18 protein-coding genes and 1 riboswitch are annotated in these 16,694 nt (G+C 56.7%); of the genes, 9 read left to right on the top strand and 9 right to left on the bottom strand.

Features of this window, described 5'->3' with window-relative positions; genetic code table 11:
• The first annotated feature begins 36 nt into the window (after positions 1-36).
• Positions 37-1,470 (top strand): bifunctional D-glycero-beta-D-manno-heptose-7-phosphate kinase/D-glycero-beta-D-manno-heptose 1-phosphate adenylyltransferase HldE, encoded by a 1,434-nt coding sequence (gene hldE / locus CRO87_RS06825; protein ID WP_097162181.1) that lies wholly within the window; start codon positions 37-39, stop codon positions 1,468-1,470.
• A 42-nt stretch (positions 1,471-1,512) separates the two neighbouring features.
• Here hldE and CRO87_RS06820 read toward each other — a convergent pair whose 3' ends face one another.
• Positions 1,513-1,791 (bottom strand): accessory factor UbiK family protein, encoded by a 279-nt coding sequence (locus CRO87_RS06820; protein ID WP_097162180.1) that lies wholly within the window; start codon positions 1,789-1,791, stop codon positions 1,513-1,515.
• Between the two features lie 122 nt (positions 1,792-1,913).
• Positions 1,914-2,063: riboswitch (FMN riboswitch) on the top strand.
• A 102-nt stretch (positions 2,064-2,165) separates the two neighbouring features.
• Between CRO87_RS06820 and ribB the strand changes: the two genes are divergently transcribed.
• On the top strand, positions 2,166-2,819 hold the full coding sequence (gene ribB, locus CRO87_RS06815; protein WP_097162179.1) for a 3,4-dihydroxy-2-butanone-4-phosphate synthase: 654 nt from the start codon (positions 2,166-2,168) through the stop codon (positions 2,817-2,819).
• 49 nt (positions 2,820-2,868) lie between these two features.
• Here the strand turns inward: ribB and zupT are convergent, their stop codons facing one another.
• Complete coding sequence (zupT, locus tag CRO87_RS06810) at positions 2,869-3,642, bottom strand: zinc transporter ZupT (RefSeq protein ID WP_097162178.1); 774 nt, start codon at positions 3,640-3,642, stop codon at positions 2,869-2,871.
• Positions 3,643-3,837: 195 nt separating this feature from the next.
• Here zupT and ygiD point away from each other — a divergent pair, with 195 nt between their 5' ends.
• A complete protein-coding gene (ygiD, locus tag CRO87_RS06805) occupies positions 3,838-4,629 on the top strand; it encodes a 4,5-DOPA dioxygenase extradiol (RefSeq protein ID WP_097162177.1) in 792 nt (263 codons plus the stop codon).
• A 78-nt stretch (positions 4,630-4,707) separates the two neighbouring features.
• Here the strand turns inward: ygiD and CRO87_RS06800 are convergent, their stop codons facing one another.
• The 3 genes from CRO87_RS06800 to tolC all read right to left on the bottom strand — a co-directional run bounded on the left by CRO87_RS06800 (position 4,708) and on the right by tolC (position 8,186).
• Positions 4,708-5,868, bottom strand: a complete 1,161-nt coding sequence (locus CRO87_RS06800; RefSeq protein WP_097162176.1) for a glutathionylspermidine synthase family protein — start codon at positions 5,866-5,868, stop codon at positions 4,708-4,710.
• A 5-nt stretch (positions 5,869-5,873) separates the two neighbouring features.
• Complete coding sequence (locus tag CRO87_RS06795) at positions 5,874-6,539, bottom strand: DUF1190 family protein (protein WP_097162175.1); 666 nt, start codon at positions 6,537-6,539, stop codon at positions 5,874-5,876.
• Between the two features lie 171 nt (positions 6,540-6,710).
• Positions 6,711-8,186: an outer membrane channel protein TolC gene (gene tolC, locus CRO87_RS06790; protein WP_097162174.1), complete on the bottom strand. Its 1,476-nt coding sequence runs from the start codon at positions 8,184-8,186 to the stop codon at positions 6,711-6,713.
• Positions 8,187-8,391: 205 nt separating this feature from the next.
• Between tolC and nudF the strand changes: the two genes are divergently transcribed.
• The 5 genes from nudF to parE are packed head-to-tail and all read left to right on the top strand — an operon-like array spanning position 8,392 to position 12,793.
• Complete coding sequence (nudF, locus tag CRO87_RS06785) at positions 8,392-9,024, top strand: ADP-ribose diphosphatase (protein WP_097162173.1); 633 nt, start codon at positions 8,392-8,394, stop codon at positions 9,022-9,024.
• Positions 9,021-9,443 carry a DUF1249 family protein gene (locus tag CRO87_RS06780; RefSeq protein ID WP_097162172.1) on the top strand — a complete coding sequence of 141 codons (423 nt, stop codon included), beginning with the start codon at positions 9,021-9,023 and terminating at the stop codon, positions 9,441-9,443. The genes nudF and CRO87_RS06780 overlap by 4 nt, the downstream gene beginning before the upstream one ends.
• 24 nt (positions 9,444-9,467) lie before the next feature.
• Positions 9,468-10,295: a 3',5'-cyclic-AMP phosphodiesterase gene (gene cpdA / locus CRO87_RS06775; RefSeq protein WP_097162171.1), complete on the top strand. Its 828-nt coding sequence runs from the start codon at positions 9,468-9,470 to the stop codon at positions 10,293-10,295.
• The gene (gene yqiA / locus CRO87_RS06770; RefSeq protein WP_097162170.1) at positions 10,295-10,870 is read left to right on the top strand and encodes an esterase YqiA; all 576 of its coding nucleotides are present in this window, start codon (positions 10,295-10,297) and stop codon (positions 10,868-10,870) included. Before cpdA ends, yqiA begins: the two co-directional genes overlap by 1 nt.
• Before the next feature lie 27 nt (positions 10,871-10,897).
• Positions 10,898-12,793: a DNA topoisomerase IV subunit B gene (gene parE, locus CRO87_RS06765; protein ID WP_097162169.1), complete on the top strand. Its 1,896-nt coding sequence runs from the start codon at positions 10,898-10,900 to the stop codon at positions 12,791-12,793.
• Between the two features lie 290 nt (positions 12,794-13,083).
• Here the strand turns inward: parE and CRO87_RS06760 are convergent, their stop codons facing one another.
• The 4 genes from CRO87_RS06760 to qseB all read right to left on the bottom strand — a co-directional run bounded on the left by CRO87_RS06760 (position 13,084) and on the right by qseB (position 16,139).
• On the bottom strand, positions 13,084-13,398 hold the full coding sequence (locus tag CRO87_RS06760; protein WP_097162168.1) for a putative quinol monooxygenase: 315 nt from the start codon (positions 13,396-13,398) through the stop codon (positions 13,084-13,086).
• Positions 13,399-13,431: 33 nt separating this feature from the next.
• On the bottom strand, positions 13,432-14,013 hold the full coding sequence (locus tag CRO87_RS06755) for an NAD(P)H-dependent oxidoreductase (RefSeq protein ID WP_097162167.1): 582 nt from the start codon (positions 14,011-14,013) through the stop codon (positions 13,432-13,434).
• A 105-nt stretch (positions 14,014-14,118) separates the two neighbouring features.
• Positions 14,119-15,468, bottom strand: coding sequence for a quorum sensing histidine kinase QseC (qseC, locus tag CRO87_RS06750; protein ID WP_097162166.1), 1,350 nt, complete (start codon positions 15,466-15,468; stop codon positions 14,119-14,121).
• A complete protein-coding gene (gene qseB, locus CRO87_RS06745; protein WP_097162165.1) occupies positions 15,465-16,139 on the bottom strand; it encodes a quorum sensing response regulator transcription factor QseB in 675 nt (224 codons plus the stop codon). Before qseB ends, qseC begins: the two co-directional genes overlap by 4 nt.
• Before the next feature lie 151 nt (positions 16,140-16,290).
• Between qseB and CRO87_RS06740 the strand changes: the two genes are divergently transcribed.
• On the top strand, positions 16,291-16,692 hold the full coding sequence (locus CRO87_RS06740; protein ID WP_097162284.1) for a YgiW/YdeI family stress tolerance OB fold protein: 402 nt from the start codon (positions 16,291-16,293) through the stop codon (positions 16,690-16,692).
• Positions 16,693-16,694: the final 2 nt, after the last annotated feature.

Genomic DNA, 16,694 nt, shown 5'->3' with positions numbered 1-16,694 from the left:
ATCGCGCGCAATTGATGAATCTTTCAGGAGTCTGGAATGAAAGTAACGCTGCCAGAGTTTGAACGTGCAGGTGTGATGGTTGTGGGTGATGTGATGCTGGACCGCTACTGGTACGGCCCGACGAGTCGCATCTCCCCGGAAGCCCCGGTGCCGGTGGTGAAAGTGGATACCATTGAGGAACGCCCTGGTGGTGCTGCGAACGTGGCGATGAACATCGCCTCTCTGGGCGCCAACTCCCGTCTGGTAGGCCTGACCGGCATTGATGATGCGGCGCGTGCGCTGAGCAAAGCGCTGGCGGACGTTAACGTGAAGTGTGATTTCGTCTCCGTACCGACGCACCCGACCATCACCAAACTGCGCGTGCTTTCCCGTAATCAGCAGCTGATTCGTCTGGACTTCGAGGAAGGCTTTGCTGGCGTGGATCCGCAGCCAATGCACGAGCGTATTCAGCAGGCGCTGGGCCACATCGGCGCGCTGGTGCTTTCTGACTACGCCAAAGGCGCGCTGGAAAGCGTGCAGGCGATGATTCAGCTGGCGCGTAAGGCGAACGTTCCGGTGCTGATCGATCCAAAAGGTACTGAGTTTGAGCGCTACCGTGGCGCGACGCTGCTGACGCCGAACCTTTCAGAATTTGAAGCCGTGGCCGGGAAATGTAAGAGCGAAGCGGAAATCGTTGAGCGCGGCATGAAGGTGATTGCCGATTACGATCTTTCTGCTCTGCTGGTAACCCGTTCCGAACAGGGCATGACGCTGCTGCAGCCGGGCAAAGCGCCGCTGCATATGCCAACTCAGGCGCAGGAAGTTTATGACGTCACCGGCGCGGGTGACACGGTGATTGGCGTGCTTGCGGCGACGCTGGCTGCCGGTAATTCACTGGAGGAAGCGTGCTTCTTCGCCAACGCCGCAGCAGGCGTTGTCGTCGGCAAACTCGGGACTTCTACCGTTTCGCCAATCGAGCTTGAGAACGCGGTTCGCGGTCGCGCTGACACTGGCTTTGGCGTGATGAGCGAGGCCGAGCTGAAGCAGGCGGTTGCGGCTGCCCGTAAACGCGGCGAGAAAGTGGTGATGACCAACGGCGTGTTCGACATTCTGCACGCGGGCCATGTCTCTTATCTCTCTAACGCTCGCAAGCTTGGCGACCGTCTGATTGTCGCAGTGAACAGCGATGCCTCGACTAAGCGTCTGAAAGGGGAAACCCGTCCGGTGAATCCGCTTGAGCAGCGTATGATCGTGCTCGGCGCGCTGGAATCCGTTGACTGGGTCGTTTCCTTTGAGGAAGACACGCCGCAGCGCCTGATCGCAGGCATTCTGCCGGATCTGCTGGTGAAGGGCGGCGACTATAAACCTGATCAAATCGCGGGTAGCGAGGAAGTCTGGGCGAACGGCGGGGAAGTGATGGTGCTGAACTTTGAAGACGGCGTTTCCACCACCAACATCATCAAGCGCATTCAGAAAGACAGCGGGAAATAAGAGTGCTGTGGATGTAAAAAACGGGCCAGCTGGCCCGTTTTTTTATGGCTGCTCGTCGACCGGCGGAATGGCCGGAATGGCTGAGCGGCTTTCCAGATCGCTGATGCGCTGCTCCAGCAGAGCGAGCTTCTCACGCGTGCGCAGCAGCACCTGCGTTTGCACATCAAACTCTTCACGGCTCACCAGATCCAGACGGGTCAGCTGAGACTGCAGCACCTGACGAATTTTCTTCTCAACGTCATCACCAAAATCACGCAGGCCTTTTGGCATGGACTCGTGAACCTGGCGGGCAATCTGTTCAATTTTCTTCGGATCAATCATGATGGTTTCCCTGATCTGGTCGGTTTTGCAGATTATTGTAGTGCCTATAGCCCTGGCTATAAACCAGAAATGTTTGAAGCTTATGCATTGCCGCCTTATATCATTAGCGCTATAGTAATCACGCTTATTCTCAGGGCGGGGCGAAATTCCCCACCGGCGGTAAATCAACGCATGTTGAAAGCCCGCGAGCGCTTCAGGCGTCAGTCTGAAGGTCAGCAGATCCGGTGTAATTCCGGGGCCGACGGTTAGAGTCCGGATGGGAGAGAGTAACGATCTACGGGCTCGGCCCGCTCACGTTATTTTTTTGCCGCACAAGCGGCGCTCCTAAGACTGCCCTGATTCTGGTAACCATAATATTAATGAGGTCTTTTACCATGAATCAGACGCTACTTTCCTCTTTTGGTACCGCTTTTGAACGTGTGGAACACGCGTTAGCCGCGCTGCGCGAAGGCCGCGGCGTGATGGTGCTCGACGATGAAAACCGTGAAAACGAAGGCGACATGATCTTTGCCGCCGAAACCATGACCGTTGAGCAGATGGCGCTGACCATTCGCCACGGCAGCGGCATTGTGTGCCTGTGCATCAACGAAGAGCGCCGCAAGCAGCTCGACCTGCCGATGATGGTGGACAACAACACCAGCGCCTTCGGCACTGGTTTTACCGTGACCATCGAAGCCGCGCACGGCGTGACTACCGGTGTTTCTGCGGCTGACCGCATCACCACCGTTCGCGCTGCCATCGCTGATGGCGCAAAACCTGCCGATCTGCATCGTCCGGGCCACGTTTTCCCTCTGCGTGCGCAGGCGGGCGGCGTGCTGACTCGCGGCGGTCATACCGAAGCGACTCTCGATTTAGTGACTCTGGCAGGCTTCAAGCCAGCGGGCGTGCTTTGTGAACTGACCAACGACGACGGCACTATGGCGCGCGCGCCAGAGTGCATCAAGTTTGCAGCGGAGCACAACATGCCGGTAGTGACCATCGAAGATCTGGTGGAATATCGCCAAAAGCATGAGCGTAAGGCCAGCTGATTCAGCCTGAGGCTGAAAAGAAGAACGCCGGGATAATCCCGGCGTTTTGCTATGCGAAATCCATCGACTGTAACAGCACCAGACTTAGCCCCATCACCGACATGCCGCACAGCACGCCGTAGCTCGGGTTGTTATGCGGGTCGATCTCTTTGGCGAGAGGCATCAGCTCATCGACCGACAGCGCCACCATAATCCCTGCCACTGCGGCCATGATGGCCGCCATTACAACCGGCGACACCAGCGAGCCCAGTATCAGCCAGGCCAGCACTCCGCCGAGAATTTCGGCCATCCCTGAAATCCCTGCCCAGAAAACGGCTTTGCGTTTTGAGCCTGTTGCGGCATACACCGGCCCGGCGACGGCGAGCCCCTCCGGAATGTTATGCAGCGCGACGGCCAGCGCAATTCCAAAGCCGAGTTCCAGATTGCTGCTGGCGGTGACGTAGGTTGCCACGCCTTCCGGGAAGTTATGCAGGCTGATGCCGAGCGTCAGCAGGATTGCCGTCCGGCGCAGGTTACGCGGCATCACGGCCTTGTCGCCCTGCATTAAATCCTGCGGATGGGCATGGGGCAGCATACGATCCAGCGCAAAGTAGCCGAGCAGCCCGACGACAAACATACCGTAGCCCAGCACCGGCGACATCCCTTCAGTGCCGAGCGCGGCGGGCAGCATTTCCATCAGGGAAATCAGCAGCATAATCCCGGCGGCAAAGCCGAGGGAAAAAGCGAGCACGCGATTGGAGGGTTTCTGGCCGATAACGCCGAGCAAAGCCCCAATGAAGGTGGCCCCACCGGCGAGCAAGGTCAGAATCAACGGTACCGACATGGAAACTCCTTTATGATAATGATTATCATTTATAGTAAAGATCCCTTTCCCCAAAAGCGAGAGGGAGAGGGCGCTTTTACGTGTCCTTACATTCAAATTTCCTGATGATCTCCATCACCGTTATCTGAGTTCATCCGCACTCAAAACCGCGTAATGTAGAGCCATCAATCCGACTGTTCTTGTAAGGATATCATCATGTCTTCTTCCCGTATGCCAGCACTGTTTTTAGGTCACGGTAGCCCGATGAACGTGCTGGAGGATAACGTGTATACGCGTGCCTGGCAGCAACTCGGTGAAACGTTGCCGCGTCCGAAAGCGATTGTCGCGATTTCTGCGCACTGGTTTACGCGCGGAACGGGCGTAACGGCGATGGAAGCCCCGAAAACCATTCATGATTTCGGTGGGTTCCCACAGGCGCTGTACGACACGCACTACCCGGCACCAGGTTCGCCGGAGCTGGCTCAGCGTCTGGTTGAGCTGTTGGCACCGGTACCTGTTGCGCTCGACAAAGAAGCCTGGGGCTTTGACCATGGCTCATGGGGCGTGCTTATTAAGATGTACCCGAATGCGGACATCCCAATGGTGCAGCTGAGTATCGACAGCACCAAACCTCCTGCCTGGCATATGGAGATGGGGCGCAAGCTTGCGGCTTTGCGTGAGGAAGGCATCATGCTGGTGGCGAGCGGCAACGTGGTGCATAACCTGCGCACTGCGCGCTGGCACGGTGAAAACACACCATACCCGTGGGCGACATCGTTCAATGAATTTGTGAAAGATAACCTGACCTGGCAGGGGCCAACGGAAGAGCATCCGCTGGTGAACTACCTCGACCACGAAGGTGGCTCGCTGTCGAACCCTACGGCGGATCACTATTTGCCGCTGCTGTACGTGCTGGGTGCATGGGACGGGCAGGAGCCTGTCAGCGTTGTGACAGATGGCATCGAGATGGGCAGCCTGAGTATGCTGTCGGTTCAGATTGGAAGTTAAAGCAAAACGGCAACTTCGGTTGCCGTTTTTACTGTTTTCTCCCTCTCCCTGTGGGAGAGGGCTGCAGACCGCAGAGAATTACTCCACGAAAATATGCGGATAGAAGCGTGACAGATCCTGAGTGATCAGCGCCCGATCTTCACGAATGCCGATCCCGGCGGGCTGGTCGTTGATAAGCCAGCTGCCAATCAGCGTGTAGCTGTCGCCAAACTTTGGTAGCTCGCAGAACTGCTGGACGATCATGCCTTCTTCGCCGTACGGCCCTTCAACGGCTTCCAGCACTTTGCCATTTTCCACGATCGAGACGTTGGCGCCTTCACGGGAGAAGATCGGTTTCTTCACGTACTTCGCCATTTCCGGGTAGTTGTCTTCAGCGAAATAGGCGGGCAGCAGGTTCGGGTGATCCGGGAACATTTCCCACAGCATCGGCAGCAGCGCTTTATTGGAGATAATGCTTTTCCAGGCAGGCTCCAGCCAGCGCACGCCAGCGTCTTCGAGCTTGGTGGAGAATATCTCCCGCAGCATGTACTCCCACGGATAGAGCTTGAACAGGTTGCTGATAACCTGATCCTGCAGGTCGGTGAACTGACCTTTCTCGCCGAGGCCGATATCTTCGATATAAAGAAATTCGCTGGCGACGCCCGCTTCATTGGCGCAGTCCTGTAAGTACTGCACCGTGCCGCGATCTTCGACAGTGTCGCGACAGCAGGCGAAGTGCAGCAGATTGAAACCGTGCTGCTCGCGCAGCTCAGCAAAGCGTTCAATCAGCTTTTCCTGCAGGCTGTTGAACTGATCGCTGCCTTCGGGCAGCTTCCCGGCATTCTGCTGATCTTCCAGCCAAATCCACTGGAAGAAGGCCGCTTCGTACAGAGAGGTTGGCGTGTCTGCATTATTTTCCAGAAGCTTAGGTTCGCCTTTGCCGTCCCATGCCAGATCGAGGCGGGAGTAGAGCGACGGCTGCTGCGTCTGCCAGGACTGGCGCACGAAGCTCCAGGTGTGTTTTGGAATGCGGAATTTTGCCAGCAGCTCATCGCTGCCGACTACGCGTTCCACAACCTTCAGGCACATCTGATGCAGCTCAGCGGTGACGTCTTCCAGCTTTTCAACCTGCTCCAGCGTCAGCTGGTAATAGGCGTCCTCACACCAGTAGGGCTCGCCGTACATGGTGTGAAAGTTGAAGCCATACTCGGTGGCCTTTTCGCGCCAGTCCGGGCGCTCGACAATACTGACTCTTTCCATGGCGATCAGCCGCCCATTGAACGGGTGGAGGTGCCTGCGGAGCTGCGAGACATGGTGGACTGCTTGGCGACGGACTCACCGAAGCCGCCGCGTGTCACTGTGCTGGTGGTGGCGGGTTTCGGTGCCATGGCGGTTTTCGGCACGTTCGCGGTACGTCCGGACTGTGCTGCGCCGTAGCTTTTCCCGCCAGCGTCGGTGTATTGACCATACGCAGGACTTGCCGGGTTTTTCGAGCTGAACAGCGGCTGTTGCTGCATACCACCGCTCATCATGCGGCCCATCATGTAACCCGCCATCAGCGGCATCCAGAAGCTGCCGCCGCTCTGCTGAGCCTGCGCCTGGTTCTCCGGCGCCATGCCTGCCTGTGCTGGCGTTTGCTGACACTGGCCTTCACCGAATTCTGCCACGCAGTCTTCACGGCTGGCGTATTTCGGCGCGGTGCGCTCGGCTTCTTTCAGGGCGTTATTGTAGGAGGCGGTACATTCGGCGCTTTTGCCTGGGTTCGCGCTCGAGCAGTCATCGGCGTTCTGATACATCGACACCGTTTCGTCTGTTTTTTCACAGCCTGCAAGCATAAAGACTGCGGTGATCGCCAGCGCAACCGGCGTCAGATGGCGTGCGCCCCAGTTCTTACGGAACGAGGCGTGATTAATTGTTTTTGTCCGTTTCATTGTCTTTCATCCTGGACCCAGTGGTAGCGCTCAGGATAGTGGATGAGTGGTTGAAATTGAAGCGATGAGGGGCGAGCGACGCGGATCTTTACGTTGCCTTACGTTTATTTTTGCGGGGGAACAGAGAAAGTGAATGAACCCCGGCGAACGGCGCCGCCGGGGTAGCCCGAATCAGTTTTTGAACGGGTTAGAACCAGTGCTGCTGGTCGTGCGCTGTGCAGCAGGCTGAGCGGCAGGTGCTGCTGCACCGTTACCGTTGTAACCATCTGCGTTGGCGTCCTGCTTAGCATTCTCAGGTGCAACGGTTTCCGGAGAGGTGGAAACGGCTTTACCCAGCGTATTGTTCAGCGCCATCAGGTCGTTTTCGTTCAGCGTACCCAGAGCTGATTTAATGTTCAGCTGGTTAATCAGGTAGTTGTAACGCGCGCTGGAGAGGCTCTGTTTTGCCTGATACAGCGTGGAGGTGGCATCCAGCACGTCGACGATGGTGCGGGTACCAACCTGATAACCGGCTTCCATAGCGTCTAATGAGCTTTGCGCAGAAACAACGGCCTGTTTGTAGGCATTAATGCTGCTGATGGAGGCGTTCACGTTGTTGAAAGAGGAACGGACGTTCTGTACCACGCTGCGGTGCGCGCTTTCCAGCTGCTCGCTGGCGCCCACAAAGTTGTACTGCGCCTGTTTCACCTGAGAAGTGACCGAGCCACCGCTGTACAGAGGCAGGCTGAAGTTCAGGCCAATCTGATTCTGACCGATGTTGCGATCGGTATACTGGCTGCTGGTGGCGTTGCTACCGTTATATTTAGTATCCGTTACGCCCGTAGACGCAGTCAGACCCACGGTTGGCATGTGGCCGGTTTCCGCGTAGCGAATTTGCTCACGCGCCAGGTCCTGGCTCAGACGAGCCTGCAACAACGCCAGGTTGCGATTTTCCGCTTCTTTCAGCAGCGCGTTCACTGCCTGTGGTTTGTCCGTCTTCAGGCTTTCAACGTTCACGGAAGCCAGTTCAGGGTAGTAGTTACCGGTGACCTGACGCAGCTGCTCAACCGCGTTGTCGAGGTCGTTACGCGCGGTGACTTCGTTAGCCAGCACGGTGTCGTACTGTGAACGGGCGTTCTGTACGTCAGTGATAGCAACCAGGCCCACGTTGAAACGTTGGGTGGTCTGATCTAACTGGCGGTAAATTGCCTGTTTCTGCGCTTCGGTGTAGGAGAGCGAATCGATCGCGCTCAGCACGCCAAAGTAGGCGGTGGCGGTGTTCAGGATCAGCGTTTGCTGATCGGTCTGATAAGTGACGTCCTGAATGCCCGCAGATTTTTCCTGCAGCGTCAGCGCACGCCATTTAGACATATCGAAAATGGTTTGCGTCAGGGTTAACGCGGCGCTGGTGGCATTAGAATTGATACCGTTTTGATCTTTATAGCCGTTGGTGTAGGTATAATCTGCACCTAAACCGAGCTGCGGCAGTAACGGGCTGCGTGCTTCGTTAATTTTTTCGAATGCAGCATCACGATCGGCCGCGGACTTACGCAGGTCCGGGTTGCTCAAACGTGCCTGCTGATAAACCTGCAGCAGGTTTTCCGCATGGCTCAGTGCGCTGAAGCCCGTCAGGCTCAAGCCGATAAGGATGGGGAGCAATTTCTTCATTTGCATTCCTTGTTGTGAAGCATTTAGCGCTGATCTAATTCAAAAAGATTCGTCGATTGTACCAGAGTCCGCCCGCGTAAAAAGTTGGCGTATCGTGCCTTCTGGCGTTAATTTGCACCAATCTACCACAGCAAAAGTAAAACAATAGCCAATGAGGGGTGAAATCCTCAATTTCGACATCACTTTGACTACCAGGACACTGAAGATGACCCAGGAAAAACACTCTGCCGTAACCTTCGGCAAAAATGATGTAGAAATTATTGCACGTGAAACGCTTTACAGCGGTTTTTTTTCGCTGGAGTTGTGGCGCTTTCGTCACCGGTTATTCAACGGTGAAATGAGCGGCGAGGTGCGTCGTGAAATTTTTGAGCGCGGGCATGCCGCAGTCTTGCTACCCTTTGACCCAGTGCGTGATGAAGTCGTGCTGGTGGAGCAGATTCGCATCCCGGCTTACGAAACCAGTGAAAGCCCGTGGCTGCTGGAAATGGTTGCCGGGATGATAGAAGAGGGCGAAACGCCTGAAGACGTGGCCCGCCGTGAAGCGGAGGAAGAGGCCGGTCTGGAGGTGGGACGGGTTAAGAAAATGCTAAGCTACCTGGCAAGCCCGGGCGGCACCAGCGAGCGTCTAACAATTCTGGTTGGCGAAGTGGACGCCACGACCGCGCAAGGCATTCACGGTCTGGCAGATGAGAACGAAGACATTCGGGTTCATGTGGTCAGCAGGGAGCAGGCTTACCAATGGGTAGAAGAGGGAATAATCGATAACGCAGCCTCTGTCATCGCCCTGCAATGGCTGCAGTTGCACTATCAGGCATTACGAGACGAGTGGACAAAATGAAGCGCTATACACCTGACTTCCCTGAAATGATGCGCCTGTGCGAAACCAACTTCGCCCAGCTGCGCCGGCTGTTGCCCCAAACGGACGCGCCCGGCGAAACGGTGAGCTATCAGGTGGCCAATGCGCAATACCGGTTAACGATAAGCGAATCGACCCGCTACACTACTCTGGTGGAAATTGAGCAGACCGTGCCCGCCGTGAGTTACTGGAGCCTGCCGTCAATGACGGTGCGCCTTTACCACGATGCGATGGTGGCTGAAGTGTGTTCAAGCCAGCAGATTTTTCGCTTTAAAGCACGGTATGATTACCCAAATAAAAAGTTGCATCAGCGCGACGAAAAGCATCAAATTAACCAGTTTTTGGCCGACTGGCTGAGGTACTGTTTAGCACATGGAGCGATGGCGATTCCGGTTTGTTAGCGTCGTGAAACCTAAGGACACCATTTGGAAAGCCTGTTAAATCTCACTCTGGCTGGTGGGGCCGGGGTGAGAGTCTTACAAATCACTGATACTCACCTGTTTGCTGAAAAACATGAAACGCTGCTGGGCGTGAACACCTGGGAAAGTTATCAGGCGGTACTGGCAGCCATCCACGCGTCAAAGCGTGAGTGCGATCTCGTTGTCGCTACTGGGGATTTAGCACAGGATCATTCGTCCGCGGCCTATCAGCATTTTGCAGAAGGCATCGCGGGCTTCGACGCGCCCTGCGTCTGGTTGCCCGGCAACCATGATTTTCAACCCGCTATGTACAGCGCATTGCATGATGCGGGCATCTCCCCGGCAAAACGCGTGTTTGCCGGAGAGAACTGGCAAATTCTGATGCTCGACAGCCAGGTTTTTGGCGTGCCGCACGGTGAATTAAGCGAGTTTCAGCTTGAATGGCTGGAGCAACGTCTGCTGGAATCCCCCGAACGTTACACGCTATTGCTACTTCATCATCATCCGCTTCCGGCGGGGTGTAGCTGGTTGGATCAGCACAGCCTGCGTAATTCTGGTGCGCTTGATGGCGTGCTTATGCGTTTCCCACGCGTCCGGCATTTGCTTTGCGGCCATATTCATCAGGAGATGGACGTCGACTGGAACGGTCGCCGGATGATGGCAACGCCCTCGACCTGTGTGCAGTTCAAACCACACAGTGCCAATTTTACTCTTGATACCATTGCTCCAGGCTGGCGCTGGCTGGAACTGCATGCCGATGGCACGCTTACCACCGAAGTTTGCCGCCTGGACGGGACGCAGTTCCGCCCGGACACGGCTTCAGAAGGATACTGATGTCTACGCTTCTTTATCTCCACGGGTTCAACAGTTCGCCGCGGTCTGCAAAGGCCACGGCGATGAAAGCGTGGCTTGCTGAACACCATCCTGATATTGACATGGTGGTGCCGCAGCTACCTGCATTTCCGGCTCAGGCCGCTGAGCTGCTGGAGAAACTGGTCCTGCAACACGGCGGCGCGCCGCTGGGTATTGTGGGATCGTCTCTCGGCGGTTATTACGCCACCTGGCTGTCGCAATGCTTCATGCTGCCCGCGGTGGTGGTGAACCCGGCGGTGCGCCCGTTCGAGCTGCTGGCAGGTTATCTCGGCCATAATGAGAATCCCTACACCGGGGAGCAATATGTGCTAGAGTCTCGCCATATTTACGATCTGAAAGTGATGCAAATCGACCCGCTCGAAGCGCCGGACCTGCTCTGGCTGCTGCAACAGACAGGCGACGAAGTGCTGGATTACCGCCAGGCTGTTGACTACTACGCCGCCTGCCGACAAACGGTCGAAGAGGGCGGAAATCATGCCTTTATCGGCTTTGAAGATCATTTCACACAGATTATCGATTTTCTGGGGCTGCATTGATCAGCTCTCACTACTCGTGAACATACCATGACGCAATCTTCTTATAACGCTGATGCCATTGAGGTACTCACCGGGCTTGAGCCGGTTCGCCGCCGCCCGGGGATGTACACCGACACCACTCGTCCTAACCATCTTGGTCAGGAAGTGATTGATAACAGTGTGGATGAGGCACTGGCAGGCCATGCTAAACGCGTGGAAGTTATCCTGCATGCGGACCAGTCGCTCGAAGTTATCGACGACGGACGCGGCATGCCGGTCGACATTCACCCGGAAGAGGGTGTCCCGGCAGTTGAGCTGATTCTTTGCCGTCTGCACGCGGGCGGTAAATTCTCCAACAAGAACTACCAGTTCTCCGGCGGCCTGCATGGCGTGGGGATCTCGGTGGTGAATGCCCTGTCAAAACGGGTGGAAGTTAGCGTGCGCCGTGACGGCCAGATCTACACCATCGCTTTTGAGAATGGCGATAAAGTGGAAGATCTGCACGTGAGCGGCACCGTCGGCAAGCGTAACACCGGCACCAGCGTGCATTTCTGGCCGGACGAAAGCTTCTTCGACAGCCCACGTTTCTCCGTATCGCGCCTCACGCACCTGCTGAAGGCAAAAGCGGTCCTCTGCCCGGGCGTGGAAATCGTCTTCAAAGACAAAGTGAACAACAGCGAGCAGACCTGGTGCTACGCCGACGGTCTGAACGACTACCTGAGCGAAGCGGTGAACGGCCTGCCGCTGCTGCCGGAAAAACCGTTTGTTGGCAGCTTCGCCAGCGATACGGAAGCCGTGGACTGGGCGCTGCTGTGGCTGCCGGAAGGCGGCGAGCTGCTCACCGAAAGCTACGTCAACCTGATCCCAACCATGCAGGGTGGCACCCATGTCAACGGCCTGCGTCAGGGCCTGCTGGACGCCATGCGTGAGTTTTGCGAATACCGTAATATTCTGCCGCGCGGCGTGAAGCTGTCGGCGGAAGATATCTGGGATCGCTGTGCGTACGTGCTGTCGGTGAAAATGCAGGATCCGCAATTCGCCGGGCAGACCAAAGAGCGTCTGTCGTCACGCCAGTGCGCGGCGTTCGTTTCCGGCGTGGTGAAAGATGCCTTCAGCCTGTGGCTGAACCAGAACGTTCAGGCCGCCGAAATGCTCGCCGAAATGGCGATTTCCAGCGCCCAGCGCCGTCTGCGTGCCGCCAAGAAAGTGGTGCGTAAAAAACTCACCAGCGGCCCTGCGTTGCCGGGCAAGCTGGCAGACTGCACCGCTCAGGATCTGAATCGCACCGAGCTGTTCCTCGTGGAAGGGGACTCAGCAGGCGGCTCAGCCAAGCAGGCGCGAGATCGCGAATATCAGGCGATCATGCCGCTGAAAGGTAAGATCCTGAACACCTGGGAAGTCTCGTCTGACGAAGTGCTGGCCTCGCAGGAAGTGCACGACATTTCCGTCGCGATCGGCATCGATCCGGACAGCGACGATCTGAGCCAGCTACGCTACGGCAAGATCTGTATCCTGGCGGATGCAGACTCCGATGGCCTGCACATCGCCACGCTGCTGTGTGCGCTGTTCGTGAAGCATTTCCGAAATGTGGTGAAAGCCGGACACGTCTACGTTGCTATGCCGCCGCTGTACCGTATCGATCTGGGTAAAGAGGTCTATTACGCGCTCGACGAGCAGGAAAAAGAGGGCGTGCTGGATCAGCTCAAGCGCAAGAAGGGCAAGCCAAACGTGCAGCGCTTCAAAGGCCTCGGTGAAATGAACCCGATGCAGCTGCGCGAAACCACGCTCGATCCGAACACTCGCCGCCTGGTGCAGCTGTTTATTGATGATGAAGACGAACGTCAGACCGACGCGGTGATGGATATGCTGCTCGCCAAGAAACGCTCCGAAGACCGCCGCAACTGGCTGCAGGAAAAAGGCGACAGGGCGGATCTTGAGGCCTGATTCGCGCGCTCACAAAGAAAAAACCGGCGATTCGCCGGTTTTTTTCTGTCTGATAAGCCTCCGTCAATGACGAATACGCTTTCGTTATTTAGCCGTGTCTTCATTCAGCTACGCGGCTTTACTTTTTGTTATGAAAAAGGGGTGAGGGCTAAGGCAAGGAGCTTAATGAAAAATAATACTCGGCGGTGAAGCGTAAAATAAGCGGTTCAGAAATAACCGCTGCGATGGTAATAGAAATAAAAAAGCCCGGCGCGTATTGGCAACCAGGCTAGATTCTGACAGCGGGAGTATTACTGTGCCGGTTCCAGAATACGGATATGGCTTTCCAGCACGTCGCCTTTGACCGCTTCGCCCCACGCCTTCATGTGCGCGGTTTGCAGGTGGGCTTCTAAATGGGCAACGGTTTCCCACAGTTCAACCATGATGATGGAGTCTGGTGCGGTCGCCTGGAAGCTCACGCCTGCGGCATGATCGACCATTGGCGCATAGCCGTGGCAGCCTTCTTCCTTCAGCACGGTTGGAATAATTTTCGCGAACTGATCCAGTACGGCCTGACGGTGATGCTGGCCAGGACGGGTACGGATCTCAGCAATAACAGTTAACATGATAAACGCACTCCTTTCTATGCAGGCCTTCAGTTAACCAAAAATTTCGCCAAGATGCTTGCGATATTCTGCGATATAGCGCGGCACGTCAGGCATTTTGATAACGTCATTGGCGATAAAGGTCGGCAGCGCTTCCATGCCGAGGAACTGGTTGGCCTTGTGGAACGGCAGGTAGACACCGTCCACGCCCACGCCGTGGAAGAACTGGTCTTCTTCGGTGAACGCTTCCATAGGCGCATTCCAGGTCAGGGAAAGCATGTATTTCTTGCCCTGAATCAGGCCGCCGGAGCCATATTTTTTGCTGGCGTCAGAGCGGGTGCGGCCATCGCTGGCATAGAGTGAACCGTGGCCTTCGGTGAACACGTCGTCGATGTATTTTTTTACGGTCCACGGCGCGCCCATCCACCAGCCCGGCATCTGCCAGATAACGGCATCAGCCCAAAGGAAGTTCTGCACTTCAGCTTTCACGTCGTAATCGCCGTCGGCGCGCACAACGCGGACATCATGCCCGGCGTCGCGCAGGAAACCGTCCGCGACCTCGGTCAGGGTGTCATTCAACTGGCCGTTGGAGTGACCAAATTTCTTACCGCCGTTGATAATCAGGATATTGCTCATTGAGATGCCTCAGAGAATGAAGTTTGCCCTTATTGTAACCCTGAGGCCGAAGCGAAGAAATTCGCAAAATGTGCAAAGTCTTTTGCTGCCAGAGCAATAATCACACTAGATGTTAACGCGCGCCGTAAACCCACCCTGCGGTGCGTTGCTGAAAACGACGCTCATCTGATGCAGGGCCGCGATACGCTGCACGATCGACAAACCCAGGCCGCTGCCCGGTTCATCCTGTCCGGGCGGGCGATAGAAGCGCTCGCCAATGCGGGCGAGGGCTTCGGCACTGATGCCGGGGCCATTGTCGCGAACGGTGAAGCCGCGCGGATCCAGCGTCACGTCCACCGTACTGCCGCGCGGGCTGTAGCGTACGGCGTTGTCCAGCAGGTTACGCACCAGCAGGCTCAGCAGCAACGCCTGGCCTTTGCGTCGGACTTCCTGCGCGTCGAGATGCAGACGGACTTCAATGCCCGCCTGCTGTGCCGCGTGGTAAATATCCATCACCGAGGATTGCAAAAGATCGGCAATCGACAGCGTCTCCACGTCGTCGAGCTGCGCCAGCGAATCGAGGCGCGACAGCGTCAGGAGCTGCTCCACCAGGCGCGACGCCCGGTCGATGCCAAAATGCAGCTGCGACAGCGCTTTCTCAAGACTTTGCGAATCGTCCATCGAAAGCTGAGCGACTTCCGTCTGCACTTTCAGCGCGGTCAGCGGGCTGCGCAGCTCGTGGGCGGCGTCGGAGGTAAAGCGGCGCTCTCGCATCATCATTTCATGGGAGCGGGCAAACAGCTGATTCAGCGCGACCACCAGCGGGCGCACCTCGCCTGGCACCCCGACGGTGCTGAGTGGCTCATCTGAACCCGGCGTGCGGTGCTGCAACGTACGGGCAAGTTTTTTCAGCGGGGCAAGCTCGCGGCTCAGCAGCAGAATGAGGAGCAGCACCATCAGGGGCAGGGCGACCAGCCACGGCGTCAGCTGTGAGGTCACAATGTCCAGCGCCATCTCCTGGCGGTAATCCCACTCCTGGCCGACGACGATGCGATATTTTTCATCGGCGGTGGTTATCCACAGAAAGCGCCACTCGTCGTTGTCGTTATTGATTCGGCCATCGTCGAACCCTTCCCGGCGGTAGTGATAGGGGATATCGCGCCCGTTGTCGCCGTCGTTCAGCACCATTCGCCCGTCGGTGGTGAAAATAGCGAAGGCCAGCGCATCGTCATCGAGATGACCGTGCTTAATCTTCTTTTTGGTGCGCAGTGCGGGGCTCGCGACATGCAGTTCGTTGAAGTCCATTACGCTCAGGCGTTTGGCGAACAGCATCTGTTGCGTATCGAACAGCTTGTCGAGCTTATGGGTGGTCTGCTGCCAGGCGATAAAACTGGCGCAGCTCCAGGCCACCAGCGTCAGCACAATAAACAGCAGCGTCAGGCGCAGGCGAAGGCTCATATGACGAAGGCGCTTCATTTGTCCTCCGCGTTTTGTGAGCCGAGGGTGTAGCCGATCCCGTGCACCGTGCGGATAAAGTGGCTGCCGAGCTTGCGGCGCAGGTGATGGACGTGAACCTCAACGGCGTTGCTTGAGACGTCGTCATCCCAGTTGTAGAGCTTTTCTTCGATAAGTTTGCGCGGCAGTACGCGTCCGGCGTTGCGCATCAGCAGTTCGAGCAGGGCAAACTCTTTGGGTTTGAGCGTCAGGGGCTCATCGTTCAGGGTGGCGGTGAGACTGTCCGGGTTTAGCGTCAGCGGGCCGTGGTGCAGCGCGTTGCTCGCCTGGCCGTGCACGCGGCGAATCAGTGCCTCAAGACGGGCGGCCACTTCAATCAGCGCGAAGGGTTTACAGAGATAGTCGTCGGCCCCGGCGCGCAGGCCTTCCACGCGTTGGGCGAGCGCGTCGCGTGCGGTGAGGATCAGCACCGGCTCTTTGCGCCCCTGAGAACGCCATTCGCGCAGGATCTCCAGGCCGTCCATGCCCGGCAGCGTGAGGTCGAGGATAACCGCGTCGTAAGGCGCGGTGTAAAGTGCCGCTTTGCCTTCTTCGCCACGGGTAAACCAGTCAAGGGTAAAGCCCATTTTGACGAGCCCGGCCTTCAGCCCGTCGCCAATAAGCTTGTCGTCTTCCACCAGTAAAATACGCATCCTTTCCCCCTCGTTTGCCCGATTCTGAGGGCCAGTAAACCCGCGCGCGCAGGCGCTGTACAGCATTTAATTTTCTTTTTTCACCTTAAGAACTTGTTAAGTATTGACCTGTTTAATGGGCAACAGAGTCTACTCAAAGGGAGAAATGACCATGAAAAAAAACTTAGCGATTGCGGCCATTGTGGCCCTGATGTCAGCCCCTGTGTTTGCCGCCAATACTCAGGGCGGGTTCAGCGGACCGGGCTCCTCCGCAACCAGCAGCCAGAACGGCGGATTTGTCGGCCCGAACGGCACCGTCACCACCGTTGAGAAAGCAAAATCGATGCGCGATGACGCCTGGGTCACGCTGCGCGGTAATATCGTCGAGCGCCTGTCTGACGACACTTACACCTTCAAGGATTCGAGTGGCACCGTGAACGTGGACATCAGCCACAAGCGCTGGAACGGCGTCACCATCACGCCAAACGACGTGGTGGAAATTCAGGGTGAAGTCGATAAAGACTGGAACTCGGTGGAAATCGACGTGAAGCAAATCAATAAAGTCAGCAAATAATC

The organism is Enterobacter sp. CC120223-11, from assembly GCF_900215375.1.
Lineage (GTDB): Bacteria > Pseudomonadota > Gammaproteobacteria > Enterobacterales > Enterobacteriaceae > Scandinavium.
Note: the sequence above shows the minus strand (reverse complement) of the source record. Positions and strands in the feature narration are given on the sequence as shown.